Consider the following 20,377-nt stretch of genomic DNA (forward strand, 5'->3'; position numbering starts at 1 on the left):
TCAGAGGTTTTGCAGGGTTTCCAGGAGGATTCTGACTTTAGTAATCGACTCCTGATACTCCGCCTGCCAGTCCGAGTCGGCGACGATCCCGCCACCGCCCCAGCAGCACACCTGCCCATCCTTGACCAACAGACTGCGAATCGCGATGGAGCTGTCCATCTCGCCGCGCACGTCCAGATACAACAACGACCCGCAATACAAGCCGCGCCGGGTCGGCTCCAGTTCGTCAATGATCTGCATGGCACGAATCTTTGGCGCGCCGGTGATCGAACCGCCGGGGAAGCTGCCGGCGATCAGATCGAGTGCATCGCGGTCATCCGCCAGTTCACCGGTCACGCTGCTGACCAAGTGATGCACGTTCGGATAGCTTTCCAGGCTGAACAACTCCGGCACGCGCACCGAGCCAATGCGGCAGGTGCGCCCGAGGTCGTTGCGCAGCAGGTCGACGATCATCAGGTTTTCCGCGCGATCCTTCGGGCTGGCCAGCAGTTCGGCGGCGTTGGCCGCGTCTTCGGCGGGGGTCAGGCCTCGAGGGCGGGTGCCTTTGATCGGGCGGGTTTCCACTTGGCGCTGGCTGACCTTGACGAAGCGCTCCGGCGACAGGCTCAGCACCGCGCCGCCATCGGGCAGGCTCTGGAAGCCGGAAAACGGTGTCGGGCAGGCTTTGCGCAATTCGCAGTAAGCCAACCATGGGTCGCCTTGGCATGAGGCTCGGAAACGCTGGGCAAAGTTGACCTGATAGCAGTCACCGGCCTGAATGTAATGCTGAATGCGTTCGAAAGCCTGACGGTAGTCGTCAGCCGAAAGATCGGCGGTCATCGGTTGGTTCAGCTTGAACGGCGCCAGCGATTCAACAACCGGTTGAGTGAACAGACCGATCAGCCGCTGCTTTTCACTGTCGACAATCGACGGATGAAACACCAGTTGACTGGTGCCAGCCTGGTGATCGCTGACCAATGCCCAGTCATACAACCCAAACTGTGCATCCGGCAGTTGCAGATCATCTCGTGCATCGCTCGGCAGGTTTTCCAGGTGCCGACCAAAGTCATAGCTCAGATAACCGATCAATCCGCCAGCGAACGGCAGTTCATAAGTGGCAGGCAGTTGTGCCTCGCCCAAACGGTTCAGATTGTCACGCAGGCGTTGCAGGAAATGGCTGCCGCTTTCATCCCGCAACACCGCCAGTTGTTCCAGCGGCCAGGCACTGAGCAAGTCATAACGGCCACGGTCGGCACTTGGCCGGCCGCTGTCGAGCAGCACGGCGCCGGGCGCGTGGCGGATGGCCGCGAAGTAGTCGGCGGGATTGGCGCGGTAGGGCAGTGGATGTACGGAGCAGGTCAACATGGGCGGGGCAGATCGGCCATTGAGGCGGGGTGGGGATTGTAGTCCTCTCCGATCCCAGATCAAAGTCAAAAGCCTACCCCCTCACCCCAGCCCTCTCCCCCAAGGGGGACGAGGGGGAAAGGGAGCAGATCTTCATGCTTTTCAAAGCCTCGGTTCGACTCGATATTTCGGGGAGGGGAGCAGGTCTGGGCTTTTCAAGTCCTGAGTTCGATTCAAGACTTTCAAGTCGGCGTAGCTCCAACATCCACCTCGGTCAGTCCCCTCGCCCTCCGGGAGAGGGTTAGGGTGAGGGGCTCTTCAGCTTTTAGCCCTCGACCGCAGGAATATGCCCAAACATTTCCTGAGTAAACGCCACCCGCTCTTCAACCGACTCGGTCACCCCACGCGCCTTCAGCTCTTCCAGTCGCGCTTCAACCGCATGGGTACGCAAGGTCAGCCCGCAGTCATTGGCGATCTGAATATTCAGCCCCGGCCGCGCATTCAGCTCCAGAATCAGCGGGCCTTTTTCCTGATCGAGGACCATGTCCACGCCGATATACCCCAACCCACACAGCTCATAGCAGCCGGCAGCGAGTTTCATGAAACCGTCCCAGTAGGGCAGTTGCACGCCGTCCACCGCGTTGGTGGTGTCCGGGTGTTTGGTGATGATGTTGTTAAGCCAGGTGCCGCGCAGGGTCAAACCGGTCGCCAGATCAACACCGACACCGATGGCGCCCTGGTGCAGGTTGGCCTTGCCGCCGGACTGGCGGGTCGGCAAGCGCAACATCGCCATCACCGGGTAACCCATGAGCACGATGATGCGGATGTCCGGCACGCCTTCGTAGCTGATGCTCTTGAAGATCTGATCCGGGGTCACGCGGTATTCGATCAGCGCCCGATCACGGTGGCCGCCCAGCGAATACAGGCCAGTGAGGATGCTCGAGATGTGGTGCTCAAGTTCTTCGTGGGCAATGATCTTGCCCGACACCGTGCGATAGCGACCCTCGAAACGGTCGGCGACGACGATGATGCCGTCACCGCCGGCGCCTTGCGCCGGTTTGATCACGAAGTCGCTGCGCCCGCCGATGATCTCGCCGAGCTTGTCGATTTCCTTCTCGGTGGAAATCACGCCATACAGCTCCGGCACGTGAATGCCGGCCTTGATCGCGCGTTCCTTGGTGATGATCTTGTCATCGACGATCGGGTACAGGCTGCGCTTGTTGTACTTGAGCACGTAGTCGGCGTTACGCCGGTTGATGCCCATGATGCCCCGGGCCTCCAGGGCCTTCCAGGTCTTCCAGAAACCGAACATCAGGCGTCAGCCTTCTTCAGGAAAGCCTTGAAACGCACCAGTTCGGTCAGGCGGTAACCGCGATAACGACCCATCGCCAGCATGAAGCCGACCAGAATCAGCAGGATCGCCGGGAAAGTGAACACGAAGTAGACCAACTCCGGCACGGTCATGATCAAGTGCGCCAGGGACGCCGCGAACAGCGTGCCAATCGCCACTTTCATCGCATGGCTGGCGCCGCGCTCTTCCCAGGTGATCGACAGACGTTCGATGGTCATGGTCAGAATCACCATCGGGAACAGCGCTACCGACAAGCCGCGTTCCAGACCGAGCTTATGACTGAACAGGCTGATCGCCGCAATCAACACCACGACAAAGGTCAGCACCACGGAGAGTCGCGGCAGCATTTGCAGCTTCAAGTGTTCCAGATACGAACGTAATGACAGCCCCAGCGCCGTGATCACGGTAAACAGCAGGATGCCGAAGCCCAACTGAGTTTCACGGAAGGCGAGGGCGATCAGCACTGGGGTAAATGTGCCCAAGGTCTGCAGGCCGATCAGGTTGCGCAGGATCAGGATCACCAGCACGCCGATCGGGATCATCACCATGATCATGAAGGTCTGCTGGGTTTGCAGCGGCAAGCCGTACAACGAGTATTCGAGGAAGTTGGCGTCGGTGTTTTCGTCGGTCAGCTTGGCCAGACGAATCGCGTTCATCTCGCTGTTGTTCAGGCTGAAGGTCACGTTGGCCTTCTTGCCACCGTCGACGGTGATCAGGTTTTCATCGCCAGTCCACCACAGCAGGCGGTCGGTCGGCAGGCCCTGCTCGCCGGTTTCCGGGTTGAAGTACAGCCAGTCGTTGCCATTGAAGCTGCGCAGCCACAGTTCCGGCATTTGCGGTTGGTCGGCGACGAGGCGGATGGTGTGGACTTTTTCCACCGGTACGTGAGCGATCGATAGCAGCAGTTCGACGATTTTGGCTTTGTGTGGTGTCGACGGGTCGCCGGCCAGCAGCAGTTTCACGTTGTCGTCGTTGACGTTGTTGACCCGTTTGATCGCCTCGCCAATAAAGGTTTCGACGTCGGCCGAGTGCTGGCGGATCGGCGCGAGCAGGGCTTCAGCGGCGATTTTTTCCGGGCCTTCGATGGCGATGCTGTCGCGGAAGGTCGGGCCTTTGATCTTGGTCTTTTCCGCGGTGTAACGCTTGGTTAGCACCAGACGGTAATAGAGGGTCTGATTGCCCTTGGCCCGGCGCGCCGACCAGGTCACCTTGCGGTTGCCGTCGACACGGTTCACCGCCACGCCGTAATTATTGGAGATGAAGCTTTCGTTGAGGCTGACGTAGTCGCGGCTCAACGGTGGTACGAACATCTGGATCTTCACCGGATCCTTGGTGCTGGCGACGAACTCGACCTTGGCGTCGATGTTCCACAAGTCGTCGGTCGCATCTTCGGTCACCGGGATGCCGAGTACGAAAATCTGATAGGCCGTAACCGAAACGCCCAGCAGCACCAGAATGGTGATCAGGATTTTCAGGTGGAAGGTTAGAGAACGCATGAAAATTACTCGGCGGTATGAGCGGCGATGGTGCAGGCGGGTTTGCCTGCAGCGTATTTAAGGCTTGGATCGACCAGCGCGTCGAAGCGTTTCAGCGCTTCGGAGCCGATCAAAAGCGGGTATTGGAACGCACTTCGGTCGGTCAGGTTCACTTCGATGCTGCGCAGCGCCGTGCCCATGCAAATATCCAGCTCGATGACCGGGCGGGCGGTGTACTTCTTGCCTTCTTCCGGATCGTAGTCGCCAGCGCGACGCTTGATCTTGCTGACCCGGGCCAGCGGTCGTTCGATCGGGTGCGAATGCGCGGCGTCGATGGCCAGATAGAAGCGCACCCAGGATTCGCCGTTGCGTTTGAAACGTTTGATGTCGCGGGCGCTCAGCGAGGCGGTTTTCGCCCCGGTGTCGAGCTTGGCCGCGACTTCCAGATTGATGCCATCAAGCGATGCGTATTCGTTGAGGCCGTACACGGTTTTTTCCCCCGCCGCAGCGAGGCCGGGCAGGCAAAACAGAGCAAAAAATGTGGGAAAAGGCTTGAGTCTCATAAATCCTGGTGCGCAGCGTTCCGTTTTCGGTTCAGGTCCTTGGCAAAAGTTGCGCAAGGCCCTTCGTGTGCCTATCAGCTTTTTATGACAAGCCGTACAAATGGCCAGCAAATGCGGGCGGCATTCTAGCACGGTGGTTTTATGGCGCCAGCGCCTGCGCCGGTCTATAACCCTTGGGGATGTGGAAGAGGGTTATTAGACGATTGTCGACAATATCTATTTATCCTTTGACTGATGCAGGCTAATTGGCTAGTTTTTGCCGCATTGGATTTAAAGGTGTCGACAATCATGCTGGATCAACTCGATCCCCCGGTCATCAGTGGCGACGATTCCGAGACGCTTTCGGAAAACGTCTTCCGGCGCATTCAGGCGGCCATCGTCAAAGGCGAGATCGCCCCGGGCAGCAAGATCTCCGAGCCGGAACTGGCGCGCACCTACGGCATCAGCCGAGGGCCACTGCGCGAAGCCATTCATCGTCTGGAAGGTCAGCGCCTGCTGGTACGTGTACCGCACGTCGGTGCGCGGGTGGTGTCGCTGAGCCACGCCGAACTGATCGAACTCTACGAAATCCGCGAATCCCTTGAAGGCATGGCCTGCCGGCTGGCGGCCGAGCGCATGAGCGTCGAAGAAATCGACGAACTGCGCCGCGTATTGGAAACCCACGAACGCGACGCGGCGTTTCAGGCGGGCGTTGGCTACTACCAGCAGGAAGGCGATTTCGACTTCCACTACCGGATCATCCAGGGCAGCGGCAACCGCACCCTCACGCAAATGCTCTGCGGCGAGCTGTACCAACTGGTGCGCATGTACCGCATCCAGTTTTCCACCACGCCGAACCGGCCGCGTCAGGCCTTCGCCGAACACCACCGGATTCTCGATGCCATCGCCGACCGTGACGGCGAGCTCGCGGAATTGTTGATGCGCCGCCACATCGGCGCCTCGAAACGCAACATCGCCCGTCATTACCAGGACGGCGCCCACAATAAGACAGCCACTGAACGAGGTGAGTCATGAGTTCCAAGCACAGCACTCCAGGCCAGCGTTTCCGCGATGCGGTCGCCAGCGAGCACCCATTGCAAGTGGTCGGCGCGATCAACGCCAACCACGCGTTGCTGGCCAAGCGCGCCGGTTTCAAGGCGATCTACCTGTCCGGTGGCGGGGTGGCCGCAGGCTCGCTCGGCGTGCCGGACCTGGGCATCACCGGGCTGGATGACGTGCTGACCGACGTGCGCCGCATCACCGACGTCTGCGATCTGCCGCTGTTGGTGGACGTCGATACCGGTTTCGGCTCCTCGGCGTTCAACGTCGCGCGCACGGTCAAGTCGATGATCAAGTTTGGCGCGGCGGCGATTCACATCGAAGATCAGGTTGGCGCCAAGCGCTGCGGCCATCGCCCGAATAAAGAGATCGTCAGCCAGCAGGAAATGGTCGACCGCATCAAAGCCGCCGTCGATGCCCGCACCGATGACAGCTTCGTGATCATGGCGCGCACTGATGCGTTGGCGGTGGAAGGTCTGGAATCGGCGCTGGATCGCGCAGCAGCGTGCATCGAGGCCGGCGCCGACATGATCTTCCCGGAAGCCATCACCGAGCTGGAAATGTACAAGCTGTTCGCCAACCGCGTGAAAGCGCCGATTCTGGCCAACATCACCGAGTTCGGTTCGACGCCGCTGTACACCACCGAGCAACTGGCCGGCGCCGACGTGTCGCTGGTGCTCTACCCGCTGTCGGCGTTCCGCGCGATGAACAAGGCTGCGGAAAACGTCTACACCGCGATCCGCCGCGACGGCACGCAGCAAAATGTCATCGACACCATGCAGACTCGCATGGAGCTTTACGATCGCATCGATTACCACACCTTCGAGCAGAAGCTCGATGCGTTGTTTGCACAAAAGAAAGGCTGATTCAAACCCAGTGGGAACGAGCCTGCTCGCGAAGGACGCCAACGATAATGCGGTGTTCCTGATGCACCGAGGTGTTGCGACCACCTTCGCGAGCAGGCTCGCTCCCACAAGTTTCCCCTACAAATTCAAGAAGATTGGAGACAGCAATGGCCGAAGCAAAAGTACTCAGTGGCGCCGGGCTCCGTGGCCAGGTTGCCGGGCAAACCGCACTGTCCACCGTGGGCCAGGCCGGTGCCGGGCTGACCTATCGCGGCTACGACGTGCGCGAACTGGCAGCCGATGCACAATTTGAAGAAGTGGCGTACCTGCTGCTTTACGGCGAGCTGCCGACCCAGGCGCAACTCGACGAATACCAAGGCAAACTGAGCAAGCTGCGCGACCTGCCGCAAGCGCTGAAAGAAGTGCTCGAACGCATCCCCGCCGACGCCCACCCGATGGACGTGATGCGCACCGGTTGTTCGTTCCTCGGCAACCTCGAGCCGGAGAAAGACTTCTCCGAGCAGCGCGACAAGACTGACCGCCTGCTGGCCGCGTTCCCGGCAATCATGTGCTACTGGTATCGCTTCAGCCACGATGGCAAACGCATCAATTGCGTGAGCGACGAACCGACCATCGGCGGCCACTTCCTGCACCTGCTGCATGACAAGAAGCCGAGCGAACTGCACGTCAAAGTCATGAACGTCTCGCTGATCCTTTACGCCGAGCACGAATTCAACGCCTCGACCTTCACTGCTCGCGTGTGTGCTTCGACCCTGTCCGATCTGTATTCCTGCGTAACGGCGGCCATCGGTTCGCTGCGTGGCCCGTTGCACGGCGGCGCCAACGAAGCCGCGATGGAAATGATCGAGCGCTTCTCCTCGCCGGAAGAGGCGATCAAAGGCACCCTCGGCATGCTCGAGCGCAAGGACAAGATCATGGGCTTCGGCCACGCGATCTATAAGGACAGCGATCCGCGCAACGAGGTGATCAAGGGCTGGGCGAAAAAACTCGCGGACGAAGTCGGTGACAAGGTGCTGTTTGCGGTTTCCGAAGCCATCGACAAGACCATGTGGGAACAGAAGAAGCTGTTCCCCAACGCCGACTTCTACCATGCCTCGGCGTACCACTTCATGGGCATCCCGACCAAGCTGTTCACGCCGATCTTCGTCTGCTCGCGCCTGACCGGCTGGGCTGCGCACGTGTTCGAACAGCGTGCCAACAACCGCATCATCCGCCCGAGCGCCGAGTACGTCGGCGTCGAACAGCGCAAGTTCGTGCCAATCGAACGTCGCTGAATGGTGGGCGCCGAACACTGATCCGAGATTCACCGAAGACCCTGTGGGAGCTGGCTTGCCAGCGATGACTGAGTCACATCCAACATTGATGTCGACTGACCCACCGCTATCGCTGGCAAGCCAGCTCCCACAGGGTTCGGTGTGAAGTTAAAGATCGGCGACCGGCCCTACCTCTTGAAACTACCGTGACCCGAGTCCTGACCCGATGAACACAGAATTTCGCAAGAACCTGCCCGGCACGCCGCTGGACTACTTCGATGTCCGCACCGCGGTTGAAGCGATCCAGCCCGGCAGCTACGACACCCTGCCGTACACCTCCCGCGTGCTCGCAGAAAACCTCGTGCGTCGCTGCGACCCGGCCACGCTCACCGATTCCCTCAAGCAATTGATCGAGCGCAAACGCGACCTCGACTTCCCGTGGTTCCCGGCGCGTGTGGTCTGCCACGACATTCTTGGCCAGACCGCGTTGGTCGACCTCGCCGGCCTGCGCGACGCAATCGCCTTGCAGGGCGGTGATCCGGCGCAGGTCAACCCGGTGGTGCCGACGCAACTGATCGTCGACCACTCGCTGGCGGTGGAGGCGGGTGGTTTCGACGCGCAGGCATTCGAGAAAAACCGCGCCATCGAAGACCGTCGCAACGAAGACCGTTTCCACTTCATCAACTGGACCAAAAAGGCCTTCAAGAACGTTGATGTGATCCCGCCGGGCAACGGCATCATGCACCAGATCAACCTGGAGAAAATGTCTCCGGTGATCCAGGTGCGTGACGGCGTGGCGTTTCCTGACACCTGCGTCGGCACCGACAGCCACACCCCGCACGTCGATGCGCTGGGCGTGATCGCCATCGGCGTCGGCGGCCTCGAAGCCGAGAGCGTAATGCTCGGTCGCGCCTCATGGATGCGCCTGCCGGAAAGTGTCGGCGTCGAACTGACTGGCAAGCTGCAACCGGGCATCACCGCCACCGACATGGTGCTGGCGCTGACCGAATACCTGCGCAAACAGAAAGTCGTCGGCGCCTGGCTGGAGTTCTTCGGCGAGGGCGCAGCCAACCTGACCCTCGGCGACCGCGCGACCATCTCCAACATGGCCCCGGAATACGGCGCCACGGCGGCGATGTTCTACATCGACCAGCAGACCATCGATTATCTGAAACTGACCGGCCGTGAAGACCAGCAAGTGCAGTTGGTCGAGCACTACGCCAAGACCACCGGCCTGTGGGCCGACAGTCTGAAAGGCGCGCAGTACGAACGCGGTCTGACCTTCGACCTGTCTTCGGTAGTGCGCAACATGGCCGGCCCGAGCAACCCGCACGCCCGCGTCGCAGTGTCCGATCTGGCGGCCAAAGGCATCTCCGGGCAGTGGGATGACGTGCCGGGGCAAATGCCCGACGGTGCGGTGATCATCGCCGCCATCACCAGTTGCACCAACACCAGTAACCCGCGCAACGTGATTGCTGCCGGCCTGCTCGCACGCAACGCCAACAAGCTCGGCCTGACCCGCAAGCCATGGGTGAAATCCTCGCTGGCGCCGGGCTCGAAAACCGTGGCGCTGTACCTCGATGAAGCGGGGCTGACCACGGAGCTGGAGCAACTCGGTTTCGGCGTCGTCGCCTTCGCTTGCACCACCTGCAACGGCATGTCCGGCGCCCTCGATCCGGTGATCCAGCAAGAGATCATCGACCGCGATCTCTATGCCACCGCTGTGCTTTCCGGCAACCGCAACTTCGACGGCCGTATCCATCCGTATGCCAAGCAGGCGTTTCTCGCATCGCCGCCACTGGTGGTCGCGTATGCCATCGCCGGCACCATCCGTTTCGATATCGAAAAAGATGTTCTCGGTGTTGTGGATGGCAAGGAAATCCGCCTGAAAGACATCTGGCCGAGCGACGAAGAAATCGACGCTGTGGTGAAGTCTTCGGTCAAGCCCGAGCAGTTCCGTCAGGTCTACATTCCGATGTTCGCTGTCCATGAAGACACCGGCCCGAAAGTCACGCCGTTGTACGACTGGCGCGAAATGAGCACCTACATCCGCCGACCGCCGTACTGGGAAGGCGCGCTGGCCGGTGCGCGTCCGCTCAAGGGCATGCGCCCGCTGGCAGTGCTGCCGGACAACATCACCACCGATCACTTGTCGCCCTCGAACGCGATCATGCTCGACAGCGCTGCCGGCGAATACCTGGCGAAAATGGGCCTGCCGGAAGAGGACTTCAACTCTTACGCAACCCACCGTGGCGACCACCTGACCGCGCAGCGCGCAACGTTTGCCAACCCGAAACTGTTCAACGAAATGGTCGTGGAAAACGGCAAGGTCAAACAGGGTTCGCTGGCGCGCGTCGAGCCGGAAGGCAAGGTCATGCGCATGTGGGAAGCCATCGAAACCTACATGGAACGCAAGCAGCCGCTGATCATCATTGCCGGCGCCGACTATGGCCAGGGTTCGTCCCGCGACTGGGCGGCCAAAGGCGTGCGTCTGGCCGGTGTCGAAGCGATCGTCGCCGAAGGTTTCGAGCGCATTCACCGCACCAATCTGGTGGGCATGGGCGTGTTGCCGCTGGAGTTCAAAGCGGGCACCGACCGCCACACCCTGGCCATCGATGGTAGCGAAACCTACGACGTGATCGGCGCCCGTACACCGCGTGTCGACCTGACGCTGGTGATCCATCGCAAAAACGGCGAGCGCGTCGAAGTGCCGGTGACCTGCCGTCTGGATACCGCTGAAGAAGTGTCGATCTACGAGGCCGGCGGCGTGTTGCAACGCTTCGCTCAAGACTTCCTCGAAGAGTCGGCGGTAGCCGTTTAAATCAACTGATGTGGGCATGGGACTTCAAGTCCCATGTCTTCGTTAAGGAGCACCATGGCTCACGCACCACAAATCAAGATTCCCGCCACCTACATGCGCGGCGGCACCAGCAAAGGCGTGTTCTTCAGCCTCAGGGATCTACCCGAAGCCGCGCAGGTTCCCGGCCCGGCCCGCGACGCCTTGCTGCTGCGCGTGATCGGCAGCCCCGACCCGTACGACAAGCAGATCGACGGCATGGGCGGCGCCACGTCCAGCACCAGCAAAACCGTGATTCTGTCGAAAAGCATCAAGGCCGATCACGACGTCGATTACCTGTTCGGTCAGGTCTCCATCGACAAGCCGTTCGTCGACTGGAGCGGCAACTGCGGCAACCTCTCGGCAGCCGTTGGCTCCTTCGCCATCAGCAACGGTCTGGTCGACGCCAGCCGCATTCCACACAACGGTGTGGCGGTGGTGCGCGTGTGGCAGGCCAACATCGGCAAGACCATCATCGCCCACGTACCGATCACCAACGGCGAAGTGCAAGAGACCGGTGATTTCGAACTCGACGGCGTGACCTTTCCGGCCGCCGAAGTGCAAGTCGAATTCATGGACCCGGCGGCGGAAGAAGAGGGCGGCGGTGGTTCGATGTTCCCCACCGGCAACCTGATTGATGAGCTGGAAGTGCCGGGGGTTGGTACCTTCAAGGCAACCATGATCAATGCCGGGATTCCGACGATTTTTGTCAATGCCGAAGACATTGGTTACACCGGCACCGAGTTGCAGAGCGCGATCAACAGCGATCCGAAGGCGCTGCAAATGTTCGAAACCATCCGCGCCTACGGTGCCATGCGCATGGGGCTTATCTCCAATCTGGATGAAGCCGCCAAGCGTCAACACACACCGAAAGTTGCGTTCGTGGCCAAGCCTGCGGATTACGTGGCCTCCAGCGGCAAAACCGTGGCGGCTGGCGATGTTGATTTGCTGGTGCGCGCGTTGTCGATGGGCAAGTTGCACCACGCGATGATGGGCACGGCGGCGGTGGCGATTGGTACCGCAGCAGCCATTTCCGGGACCTTGGTCAACCTTGCCGCGGGCGGTGTTGAACGCAACGCCGTGCGCTTCGGTCACCCGTCCGGGACCTTGCGCGTCGGCGCCGAGGCCAGCCTTGAAAACGGTGAGTGGGTCGTGAAGAAAGCCATCATGAGCCGCAGTGCGCGGGTTTTGATGGAAGGTTACGTCCGGATCCCCGGTGATTCTTTCTGACCCGGCACCGAACAAAACTGTAGGAGTGAGCCTGCTCGCGATAGCGCACTGACATTCAGCATCAATGTTGCCTGACACGCCGCCATCGCGAGCAGGCTCACTCCTACATTTATCTGCATTTCAACCATAAGAAATCGTTAGCCCTGAACCGAGGTCCCATCAACGAACCACTTCAAGAGTGAATCGAACATGAGCGCCAACGTCGACCTGAACAACCGCCCCGACTACGACCGTGTCCTGCAGGACATCGCAGACTATGTCCTCACCTTCAAAGTCGAATCTGCCGAAGCCCTGAACACCGCCCGCAACTGCCTGATGGACACGCTCGGCTGTGGTTTGCTGGCCCTGCGTTTCCCCGAATGCACCAAACACCTGGGCCCCCTCGTCGAAGGCACTGTCGTGCCGTTTGGCGCGCGGGTTCCGGGCACCAGTTATCGCCTCGACCCGGTGAAGGCCGCGTGGGACATCGGCTGCATCGTCCGTTGGCTCGACTACAACGACACCTGGCTCGCCGCTGAATGGGGGCATCCGTCGGACAACCTCGGCGGCATTCTTGCAGTGGCCGATCACCTCTCGCAAAAACGTCTGGCCAATGGCGAAGCACCGCTGACGATTCGCGATGTGCTCGAAGCCATGATCATGGCCCATGAAATTCAAGGCATCATCGCCCTGGAAAACTCCTTCAACCGCGTAGGACTCGATCACGTCATTCTGGTGAAAGTCGCCTCGACCGCTGTGGCCGCCAAATTGATGGGCGCCAACCGCGAGCAACTGCTGTCGGCGTTGTCCCACGCGTTCGCCGATGGGCAGGCGTTGCGCACCTATCGCCACGCGCCAAACGCCGGCTCGCGCAAATCCTGGGCGGCGGGGGATGCATCGAGTCGCGGCGTGCGTCTGGCCGACATCGCCCTTCGCGGCGAGATGGGCATTCCCGGTGTTTTGAGCGCTAGACAGTGGGGCTTTTACGACGTGCTGTTCAGCCACACCAACAGCGATCTGGCGTTGAAGCCCGAGGACAAACGCAGCTTCAGCTTTTCACGGCCGTTCGGCAGTTACGTGATGGAAAACGTCCTGTTCAAAATCAGCTTCCCCGCCGAATTCCACGCGCAAACGGCCTGCGAGGCCGCCGTGACACTGCATCCACAAGTGCGCAATCGCCTGCACGAGATCGACAGAATCGTCATCACCACCCATGAATCGGCGATTCGCATCATTTCCAAGGTCGGGCCGCTGGCCAACGCGGCCGACCGCGATCACTGCATCCAGTACATGACCGCTGTGCCGCTGGCCTTCGGCAATCTGGTGGCCGAGCAATACGAAGACGACTTCCACAAGGCGCATCCGATCATCGATGTGCTGCGCGAGAAAATGGTCATCGTCGAAGAGCCGCGCTTCACTCGCGAGTATCTGGAGGCCGACAAACGCTCGATTGCCAACGCCGTGCAGGTGTTTTTCAAGGACGGTTCAAGTACCGAGAACGTGATCGTGGAGTACCCGATCGGCCATCGTCGACGTCGCGGCGAAGGAGTGCCGTTGCTCGAAGACAAGTTCAAGGCAAACCTCGCCACCCGTTTCACGGGGCAACGCTGCGCCGAGATCTTCGCGTTGTGCAAGGATCAGACGCAGCTTGAAGCGACCGCGGTGAACCGCTTTGTCGACCTGTTGGTGATCTGAGGTCCGCGCAGGCGTCGTCATTCGAATCGCAGGATCACCCGTCGATTGTTCCTGCTTTTCTTTTCGATTTTTTCGCAAAACACTCGGCCGATTTCCCGGGTGTTTTGCACATGGGTGCCGCCACAGGGCTGGATGTCGATGCCGATGACTTCAACCATACGCAGGTCGCCCTGAATCAATGGCGGTTTGACGGTTTTGCTGCCGGTGCTTTGCAGCAGTGCGGGGGATTCCGAGGCCGGCATCGACAAAGTGCTGACTGGAATGGCCTGCTCAATCAGCGCGTTGAGTTCGTCAGTGATGCTCTCTTTGTCGAGGGTCATTTCCGGCAGATCGAAATCCAGACGTCCCTTGTCGGCGCTGATGCTGCACCCGGTCACCGGCGCATTGATGATCGAACCCAGCAGGTGCAGGCACGTGTGCATCTTCATGTGTTGATAGCGCCGCTGCCAATCGAGGCTGGCATTGAGCAGGGCGCCCGTGCACAAGTGCGGCGGGCATTGCTCCACCTGATGCCAGATGATCGACGGCAGCAACGGATCGCGCACCGTGCCCGTGACGTTGATCCGCGTGCCATCCGGCAGGCTGAAATACCCGGTATCCCCGGGTTGCCCACCTCCGGTTGGATAAAACAGGGTGTGTTCCAGCACGACGGCTTGATCAACCACCGCGATGACCCGCGCACTGAAGTCACGCTGGTAGGGTGCATTGTTAAACAGGCTGAGGGTTTCCATGGTGTGTACCGACATTTGAACCTCCAATGTTCAAAGTGAGTTCTGCTGCGAATCGACAAGTGTTTTTCAGCGTTTGACGGGCAGTTTGGTGATGGCGAAACCGGCGAGCAGGGTTGCCGAATAGAGCATCAGGTCGCGAGAGATTTGCGTGCCTTCGTACCAGGCGCCGATGATCACGGCGAACACCGGAAAGATGATGAAGACGAACGACAGAAGCACCGGACTCAAGCGTTTGAGCAGGATGAAATAGACGATAAAGCCGCCGACCGACGCCACCAGTCCGAGGTAGAGCAGGGCGCCCCACGAGCGCGGGGTGATCGAGGCGAATGTCGGGCTTTCCAGACCCAGGCCAACCACCAACAGCATCAAACCGGCGATGCCGATGGGCAGGGTGTTGTAAGTGATCACGCTGATCGCGCTGCCATGCTTTTTGGTCACCACGTAGCACAGGGCATGCAGGATCGCCGCGCCGAGAATCGCCAGCACGCCAAGCCATTCGGCCTGATCCAGATGCAAGCCCTGGCTGCGGATAATCATGAACAGACTGCCGAAGCCGATGGCGATGCCGACCATCTGCGCGGGGTGGATTTGCTCGCGCAGAAACATCGCGGAAAAAATCAGGATGAACACCGGCATGCCACTGAATAACAGGGCAGTCAGGCCGGAGGAGACATGCATCTCGCCGTAGTTGAGCAAGTAGTACGGCAGGCTGAAGTACGACAAGGTGACGAACACGAAAAACCAGCGACTTTCCCGGGGAAACAACAAAGGCTCCTTGCGTAATACGGCGAAACCCAGAAACAGCGGGAAGGCAATCAGAAAACGCAGGCCGGCGGCCGTCAGGGGCGGCACGCTTTCCACCGCAATCTTTATCCCCAGCCACGTGGTGCCCCAGCTCAGACAGACGATGAGAAACAGCAGGCTGGTGACTAACCCGCCGAGCCACGGCTTGCTGATGTTCAACGGTGTGCTGACAGCGGTCGACATGCTGGGTGCTCCGGACGGCAGAATTGACCTCGTCACTGAAAAGGTCTATCCCTGATTGAACCTGTTTTCCTTACGCTATTCGGGGCGAGAATGAGTGTCAAAGTAAGTATTGCCATGGTGTCAATCCTCCGTGACGGCCTCGCCCATGGCGTCGGTGTGAAGTACAAGCGGCTCGCGGATGCGGTCGAAAAAGCCATCGGTGCCGGGGTCATCGAACCCGGTAGCAAGCTGCCGCCTCACCGACTGTTGGCCGACAGTCTTGGCGTCACCATCGGCACCATCAGTCGTGCTTACGGCGAATTGGAGCGTGTAGGACTGGTGGTGGCGCGCGTAGGCGATGGCACTTATGTGCGTCAGCGTGGGATGGAACGGCCGCAGGACAAGGGCTTTCGCAATGTCAGCGATGAACCGCAAGCCTGCCTGGACATGAGCCGGAATCAGCCGATCCCCGGGCAGGAAACGGCCTTGATGAGCCAAGCCCTGCACACCCTGGCGAGTGATTCGCGACGCTTGCAACAATTGACGGGGTACACCCCCGAAGGTGGGTTGCCAAGGCATCGCGCGGCGGGAGCTGATTGGCTGCGTCACGGGGATTTCGTGCCTCACGCCGATCACGTGCTGTGCGTCAACGGCGGGCAGCATGGCCTGTTGTGTGCGTTGATGGGATTGCTCAAGGCCGGCGACACCGTGGTCACCGAGCATTTGTCCTACCCCGGATTGATCAGCGTCGCACGTCAGCTCGGGATAAAGCTGATTGGTGCGGGGATGGATGACGAAGGACTGTTGCCTTCATCTCTGCAGGACGTTTGCCGTCAGCATCGCGTCTCGGCGCTGTATTGCACGCCGACGATCCAGAATCCTACGGCTGCGGTCATGTCGGTCTCACGGCGTGAGGCGATTGCCGAGGTCTGTCGTGATCACAATCTACTGATCATTGAAGATGAAGCCCATGCGGTGCTGGATCGCCAGCGCCCGCTACCCCTGAGTTATTACGCCGCGGAGCGTTCGGTGTTGATCGGCAGTTTGAGCAAGGCTGTTTCAGCAGGGTTGCGCATCGGCTATCTGCATGCACCGCAGGCTTTGATCGGTCGCCTGAGTGCTGCGATTCGTGGCACCTGCTGGATGGCCAATCCACTGGCGATGGAAGTGGCGAGCCAGTGGATCGAAAACGGCATGGCCGAGCGTTTGCTGCATGAGCAGATCAACGAGATCACCCGGCGCAAGGCGTTGGTTGCGGGGGCGCTGGAAGGGCTGAGCTACAAGACGCACAGCCACAGTCCGCATTTCTGGGTGGAAGTGCCTGAGTTGTGGCGCGCGTCGCAGATCGCCGCTGAACTGAAAGAGCGCAACTACCTGGTTGCCACAGCCGAGGCGTTTGCGGTGGGGCATGCAGCGGTGCCGCAGTTTATTCGGGTGAGTGTGTGTAACTCGGTAGGGGATGACGGCTTGTTGCTGGCGGGGTTTGAGGCTTTAAATCGCGCACTGACAGAGACCGTGTGATCGTTCATCGCGGGCAAGCCCGCTCCCACAGGTTTCTCTAGTGTTTGCAAATTTCGCATTCACTACAAAACCCTGTGGGAGCTGGCTTGCCCGCGATGGCGTCAGCCCGGACACCGCAAAATTATTTGAAGCGCCGCTCCACGCCTTTCTCCACCAGAATCTTCGCCGAAATCTCTTCCACCGAAAAATGCGTGGAGTTGATGTTCGGGATGTTCTCGCGGCGGAACAGATTTTCCACCTCGCGCACTTCGAATTCGCACTGGGCGTAGCTCGAATAGCGGCTGTTGGGTTTGCGCTCGTTACGGATCGCGGTGAGGCGGTCCGGGTCGATGGTCAGGCCGAACAGCTTGTGCTGGTGGGCGCGCAGGGCGGACGGCAGGGTCAGGCGCTCCATGTCGTCTTCGGTCAGCGGATAGTTCGCTGCGCGGATGCCGAATTGCATGGCCATGTACAGGCACGTCGGCGTCTTACCACATCGCGACACGCCCACTAGTATCAAGTCAGCCTTGTCGTAATAGTGCGTGCGCGCGCCGTCGTCGTTGTCGAGGGCGAAGTTCACCGCCTCGATGCGCTCCATGTAATTGGAGTTGTGCCCGATCGAATGGGACTTGCCGACGGTGTAGGAAGAATGCTCGGTCAGTTCCTGCTCGAGCGGGGCGAGGAAGGTCGAGAAAATGTCGATCATGAAACCATTGGACGTTGCGAGAATCTCACGAATGTCCTGATTGACGATGGTGTCGAAGATGATCGGGCGAAAGCCGTCGGTTTCAGCGGCTTTGTTGATTTGTTGTACCATGGCCCGCGCTTTTTCCACGCTGTCGATGTACGGTCGCGTGAATTTGCTGAAGGTAATGTTTTCGAACTGCGCCAAGAGGCTTTGACCCAGGGTTTCGGCGGTGATGCCGGTGCCATCGGAGATAAAGAAAGCAGATCGTTTCATTTGCACCTTGGGCCTTAAGCTAATAAGCAATCTTGGATATGATAGGCGCGATTTGCCGGCCGCCATTGGCCAGCATTCTCACTTATTTTCCAGGTCCAGGCCATACAACCGGCCAACGCTCCCCCGAGCTGCCGGTTTCTGAGCTTTTCCAACACAGTTAGTGGAGAGATCACCTTGGTAGAGTACGTAGTTTCCCTCGATAAGCTCGGCAAACACGATGTTGAGCATGTGGGGGGCAAGAACGCATCCCTGGGCGAGATGATCAGTAACCTGGCAGGCGCCGGTGTTTCGGTCCCCGGCGGCTTCGCCACGACGGCTCAGGCCTATCGTGATTTCCTCGAACTGAGCGGCCTCAACGACCAGATCCACAAGGCCCTCGACGCGCTCGACGTCGACGACGTCAATGCCCTGGCCAAGACCGGCGCGCAGATCCGTCAATGGATCATGGAAGCCGAATTCCCCGAAAAACTGAATGCCGAGATCCGCACCGCGTTCGCCGCGCTGTCGGCCGGCAACCCTGACGTGGCCGTGGCCGTGCGTTCTTCCGCCACCGCCGAAGACCTGCCGGACGCATCCTTCGCCGGTCAGCAGGAAACCTTCCTGAACATCCGTGGTGTGGAAAACGTCATCCGCGCCGCCAAAGAGGTGTTCGCTTCGCTGTTCAACGACCGTGCGATTTCCTACCGCGTGCACCAGGGCTTCGACCACAAACTGGTCGCCCTGTCGGCCGGCGTGCAGCGCATGGTGCGTTCGGAAACCGGCACTGCCGGCGTAATGTTCACGCTCGATACCGAATCCGGTTTCCGTGACGTGGTGTTCATCACCGGCGCTTACGGCCTGGGCGAAACCGTCGTTCAAGGCGCGGTGAACCCGGATGAGTTCTACGTGCACAAAGGCACGCTGGAGGCCGGTCGCCCGGCGATCCTGCGTCGCAACCTGGGCAGCAAAGCCATCAAGATGATCTACGGTGACGAGGCCAAGGCCGGTCGTTCGGTCAAGACTGTCGATGTCGACAAGGCCGAGCGTGCACGTTTCTGCCTGACCGACGCTGAAGTCAGCGAACTGGCCAAGCAGGCAATGATCATCGAGAAGCACTACGGCTGCCCGATGGACATCGAGTGGGCCAAGGACGGTGACGACGGCAAGCTGTACATCGTGCAGGCCCGTCCGGAAACCGTGAAAAGCCGCACCCAGGCCAACGTCATGGAACGTTACCTGTTAAAAGAAACCGGCACTGTGCTGGTTGAGGGTCGTGCTATCGGCCAGCGCATTGGCGCCGGTAAAGTGCGGATCATTAAAGACGTGTCCGAGATGGACAAGGTCCAGCCGGGCGACGTGCTGGTTTCCGACATGACCGACCCGGACTGGGAACCGGTGATGAAGCGCGCCAGCGCCATCGTTACCAACCGTGGCGGCCGTACCTGCCACGCAGCGATCATCGCCCGTGAACTGGGCATTCCGGCAGTCGTCGGTTGCGGCAACGCTACCCAACTGCTGAAGGATGGCCAGGGTGTGACCGTTTCGTGCGCCGAAGGCGACACCGGTTACATCTTCGAAGGCGAGCTGGGCTTCGACATCAAGAAGAACTCCGTCGATGCCATGCCGGAGCTGCCGTTCAAAATCATGATGAACGTCGGCAACCCGGACCGCGCTTTCGACTTCGCGCAGTTGCCGAACGCCGGCGTGGGCCTGGCCCGTCTGGAATTCATCATCAACCGCATGATCGGTGTGCACCCGAAAGCGCTGTTGAACTACGACGGTCTGCCGCAGGAAATCAAGGAAAGCGTCGACAAGCGCATTGCCGGTTACGACGATCCGGTCGGTTTCTACGTCGAAAAACTGGTTGAAGGCATCAGCACCCTCGCTGCAGCGTTCGCACCGAAGAAGGTCATCGTGCGTCTGTCGGACTTCAAGTCCAACGAATACGCCAACCTGATCGGCGGCAAGCTGTACGAGCCGGAAGAAGAAAACCCGATGCTCGGCTTCCGTGGCGCTTCGCGTTACATCAGCGAATCGTTCCGCGACTGCTTCGAACTCGAATGCCGCGCGCTGAAGCGTGTGCGCAACGAGATGGGCCTGACCAACGTCGAAATCATGGTGCCTTTCGTTCGTACTTTGGGCGAAGCCAGCCAGGTGGTCGATCTGCTCGCCGAAAACGGCTTGAAGCGCGGCGAAAACGGTCTGCGCGTGATCATGATGTGCGAACTGCCTTCCAACGCGATTCTGGCCGAAGAATTCCTCGAGTTCTTCGACGGTTTCTCGATTGGCTCCAACGACCTGACTCAGCTGACCCTGGGCCTGGACCGCGATTCCGGTATCATCGCGCACCTGTTCGACGAGCGTAATCCGGCGGTCAAGAAGCTGTTGGCCAACGCGATTGCCGCGTGCAACAAGGCTGGCAAGTACATCGGTATCTGCGGTCAGGGTCCTTCGGACCACCCGGATCTGGCCAAGTGGCTGATGGAGCAGGGCATCGAAAGCGTGTCGCTGAACCCGGACACCGTGCTGGAAACCTGGTTCTTCCTCGCCGAAGGTCAAGCTCAGGCTTGATCAGTATGTGAACGGCCCGCTCCCCTGTGGGAGCGGGTTTGAGATCTGAGTAGGGCGGGC

Annotated in this window: 15 protein-coding genes; 8 read left to right on the top strand and 7 right to left on the bottom strand. The window is 60.0% G+C overall.

What is annotated here, in order from left to right; all coding sequences use genetic code 11:
- The 4 genes from pabB to rloA all read right to left on the bottom strand — a co-directional run bounded on the left by pabB (position 1) and on the right by rloA (position 4,712).
- On the bottom strand, positions 1–1,344 hold the full coding sequence (pabB, locus tag KI231_RS09355) for an aminodeoxychorismate synthase component I (RefSeq protein WP_103303865.1): 1,344 nt from the start codon (positions 1,342–1,344) through the stop codon (positions 1–3).
- Between the two features lie 304 nt (positions 1,345–1,648).
- Entirely contained in the window at positions 1,649–2,635 is a 987-nt protein-coding gene (locus KI231_RS09360; RefSeq protein ID WP_103303866.1) for an alpha-L-glutamate ligase-like protein, read from the bottom strand.
- On the bottom strand, positions 2,635–4,170 hold the full coding sequence (rloB, locus tag KI231_RS09365) for an osmotic stress tolerance membrane protein RloB (protein ID WP_150730486.1): 1,536 nt from the start codon (positions 4,168–4,170) through the stop codon (positions 2,635–2,637). The genes KI231_RS09360 and rloB overlap by 1 nt, the downstream gene beginning before the upstream one ends.
- A 5-nt stretch (positions 4,171–4,175) precedes the next feature.
- Complete coding sequence (rloA, locus tag KI231_RS09370; protein ID WP_008081000.1) at positions 4,176–4,712, bottom strand: retropepsin-like aspartic peptidase RloA; 537 nt, start codon at positions 4,710–4,712, stop codon at positions 4,176–4,178.
- A gap of 291 nt (positions 4,713–5,003) precedes the next feature.
- On the opposite strand from rloA, the gene KI231_RS09375 reads away from it, so the two are divergent.
- From KI231_RS09375 to prpD, 6 genes are all read left to right on the top strand, one after another.
- Complete coding sequence (locus tag KI231_RS09375) at positions 5,004–5,726, top strand: GntR family transcriptional regulator (RefSeq protein ID WP_185037038.1); 723 nt, start codon at positions 5,004–5,006, stop codon at positions 5,724–5,726.
- Complete coding sequence (prpB, locus tag KI231_RS09380) at positions 5,723–6,616, top strand: methylisocitrate lyase (protein ID WP_103303868.1); 894 nt, start codon at positions 5,723–5,725, stop codon at positions 6,614–6,616. Before KI231_RS09375 ends, prpB begins: the two co-directional genes overlap by 4 nt.
- A 146-nt stretch (positions 6,617–6,762) precedes the next feature.
- Positions 6,763–7,890 (top strand): bifunctional 2-methylcitrate synthase/citrate synthase, encoded by a 1,128-nt coding sequence (prpC, locus tag KI231_RS09385; protein ID WP_213028057.1) that lies wholly within the window; start codon positions 6,763–6,765, stop codon positions 7,888–7,890.
- A 205-nt stretch (positions 7,891–8,095) separates the two neighbouring features.
- On the top strand, positions 8,096–10,690 hold the full coding sequence (acnD, locus tag KI231_RS09390; RefSeq protein WP_213028058.1) for a Fe/S-dependent 2-methylisocitrate dehydratase AcnD: 2,595 nt from the start codon (positions 8,096–8,098) through the stop codon (positions 10,688–10,690).
- 54 nt (positions 10,691–10,744) lie between these two features.
- Positions 10,745–11,935, top strand: a complete 1,191-nt coding sequence (gene prpF, locus KI231_RS09395; RefSeq protein WP_213028059.1) for a 2-methylaconitate cis-trans isomerase PrpF — start codon at positions 10,745–10,747, stop codon at positions 11,933–11,935.
- Positions 11,936–12,124: 189 nt separating this feature from the next.
- On the top strand, positions 12,125–13,609 hold the full coding sequence (gene prpD, locus KI231_RS09400; RefSeq protein WP_213028060.1) for a 2-methylcitrate dehydratase: 1,485 nt from the start codon (positions 12,125–12,127) through the stop codon (positions 13,607–13,609).
- Positions 13,610–13,626: 17 nt separating this feature from the next.
- On the opposite strand, the gene KI231_RS09405 is transcribed toward prpD, so the two are convergent.
- Both KI231_RS09405 and KI231_RS09410 read right to left on the bottom strand, forming a co-directional pair.
- Positions 13,627–14,355: an alanyl-tRNA editing protein gene (locus KI231_RS09405; protein ID WP_213028061.1), complete on the bottom strand. Its 729-nt coding sequence runs from the start codon at positions 14,353–14,355 to the stop codon at positions 13,627–13,629.
- Between the two features lie 51 nt (positions 14,356–14,406).
- Positions 14,407–15,327 carry a DMT family transporter gene (locus KI231_RS09410; RefSeq protein ID WP_213028062.1) on the bottom strand — a complete coding sequence of 307 codons (921 nt, stop codon included), beginning with the start codon at positions 15,325–15,327 and terminating at the stop codon, positions 14,407–14,409.
- 90 nt (positions 15,328–15,417) lie between these two features.
- Between KI231_RS09410 and KI231_RS09415 the strand changes: the two genes are divergently transcribed.
- A complete protein-coding gene (locus KI231_RS09415) occupies positions 15,418–16,827 on the top strand; it encodes an aminotransferase-like domain-containing protein (RefSeq protein WP_213028063.1) in 1,410 nt (469 codons plus the stop codon).
- A 121-nt stretch (positions 16,828–16,948) separates the two neighbouring features.
- On the opposite strand, the gene ppsR is transcribed toward KI231_RS09415, so the two are convergent.
- A complete protein-coding gene (ppsR, locus tag KI231_RS09420; RefSeq protein WP_064116928.1) occupies positions 16,949–17,767 on the bottom strand; it encodes a posphoenolpyruvate synthetase regulatory kinase/phosphorylase PpsR in 819 nt (272 codons plus the stop codon).
- Positions 17,768–17,941: 174 nt separating this feature from the next.
- Between ppsR and ppsA the strand changes: the two genes are divergently transcribed.
- Positions 17,942–20,317, top strand: a complete 2,376-nt coding sequence (ppsA, locus tag KI231_RS09425; RefSeq protein WP_103303876.1) for a phosphoenolpyruvate synthase — start codon at positions 17,942–17,944, stop codon at positions 20,315–20,317.
- Positions 20,318–20,377: the final 60 nt, after the last annotated feature.

The organism is Pseudomonas sp. Seg1 (assembly GCF_018326005.1).
Classification (GTDB): Bacteria; Pseudomonadota; Gammaproteobacteria; order Pseudomonadales; family Pseudomonadaceae; genus Aquipseudomonas.

Bases quoted from the DNA above. Each gene is read 5' to 3' on its own strand.
- pabB (WP_103303865.1), bottom strand. From the start codon at position 1,344: ATGTTGACCTGCTCCGTACATCCACTGCCCTACCGCGCCAATCCCGCC.
- KI231_RS09360 (WP_103303866.1), bottom strand. From the start codon at position 2,635: ATGTTCGGTTTCTGGAAGACCTGGAAGGCCCTGGAGGCCCGGGGCATC.
- rloB (WP_150730486.1), bottom strand. From the start codon at position 4,170: ATGCGTTCTCTAACCTTCCACCTGAAAATCCTGATCACCATTCTGGTG.
- rloA (WP_008081000.1), bottom strand. From the start codon at position 4,712: ATGAGACTCAAGCCTTTTCCCACATTTTTTGCTCTGTTTTGCCTGCCC.
- prpB (WP_103303868.1), top strand. From the start codon at position 5,723: ATGAGTTCCAAGCACAGCACTCCAGGCCAGCGTTTCCGCGATGCGGTC.
- prpC (WP_213028057.1), top strand. From the start codon at position 6,763: ATGGCCGAAGCAAAAGTACTCAGTGGCGCCGGGCTCCGTGGCCAGGTT.
- acnD (WP_213028058.1), top strand. From the start codon at position 8,096: ATGAACACAGAATTTCGCAAGAACCTGCCCGGCACGCCGCTGGACTAC.
- prpF (WP_213028059.1), top strand. From the start codon at position 10,745: ATGGCTCACGCACCACAAATCAAGATTCCCGCCACCTACATGCGCGGC.
- prpD (WP_213028060.1), top strand. From the start codon at position 12,125: ATGAGCGCCAACGTCGACCTGAACAACCGCCCCGACTACGACCGTGTC.
- KI231_RS09405 (WP_213028061.1), bottom strand. From the start codon at position 14,355: ATGTCGGTACACACCATGGAAACCCTCAGCCTGTTTAACAATGCACCC.
- KI231_RS09410 (WP_213028062.1), bottom strand. From the start codon at position 15,327: ATGTCGACCGCTGTCAGCACACCGTTGAACATCAGCAAGCCGTGGCTC.
- KI231_RS09415 (WP_213028063.1), top strand. From the start codon at position 15,418: ATGAGTGTCAAAGTAAGTATTGCCATGGTGTCAATCCTCCGTGACGGC.
- ppsR (WP_064116928.1), bottom strand. From the start codon at position 17,767: ATGAAACGATCTGCTTTCTTTATCTCCGATGGCACCGGCATCACCGCC.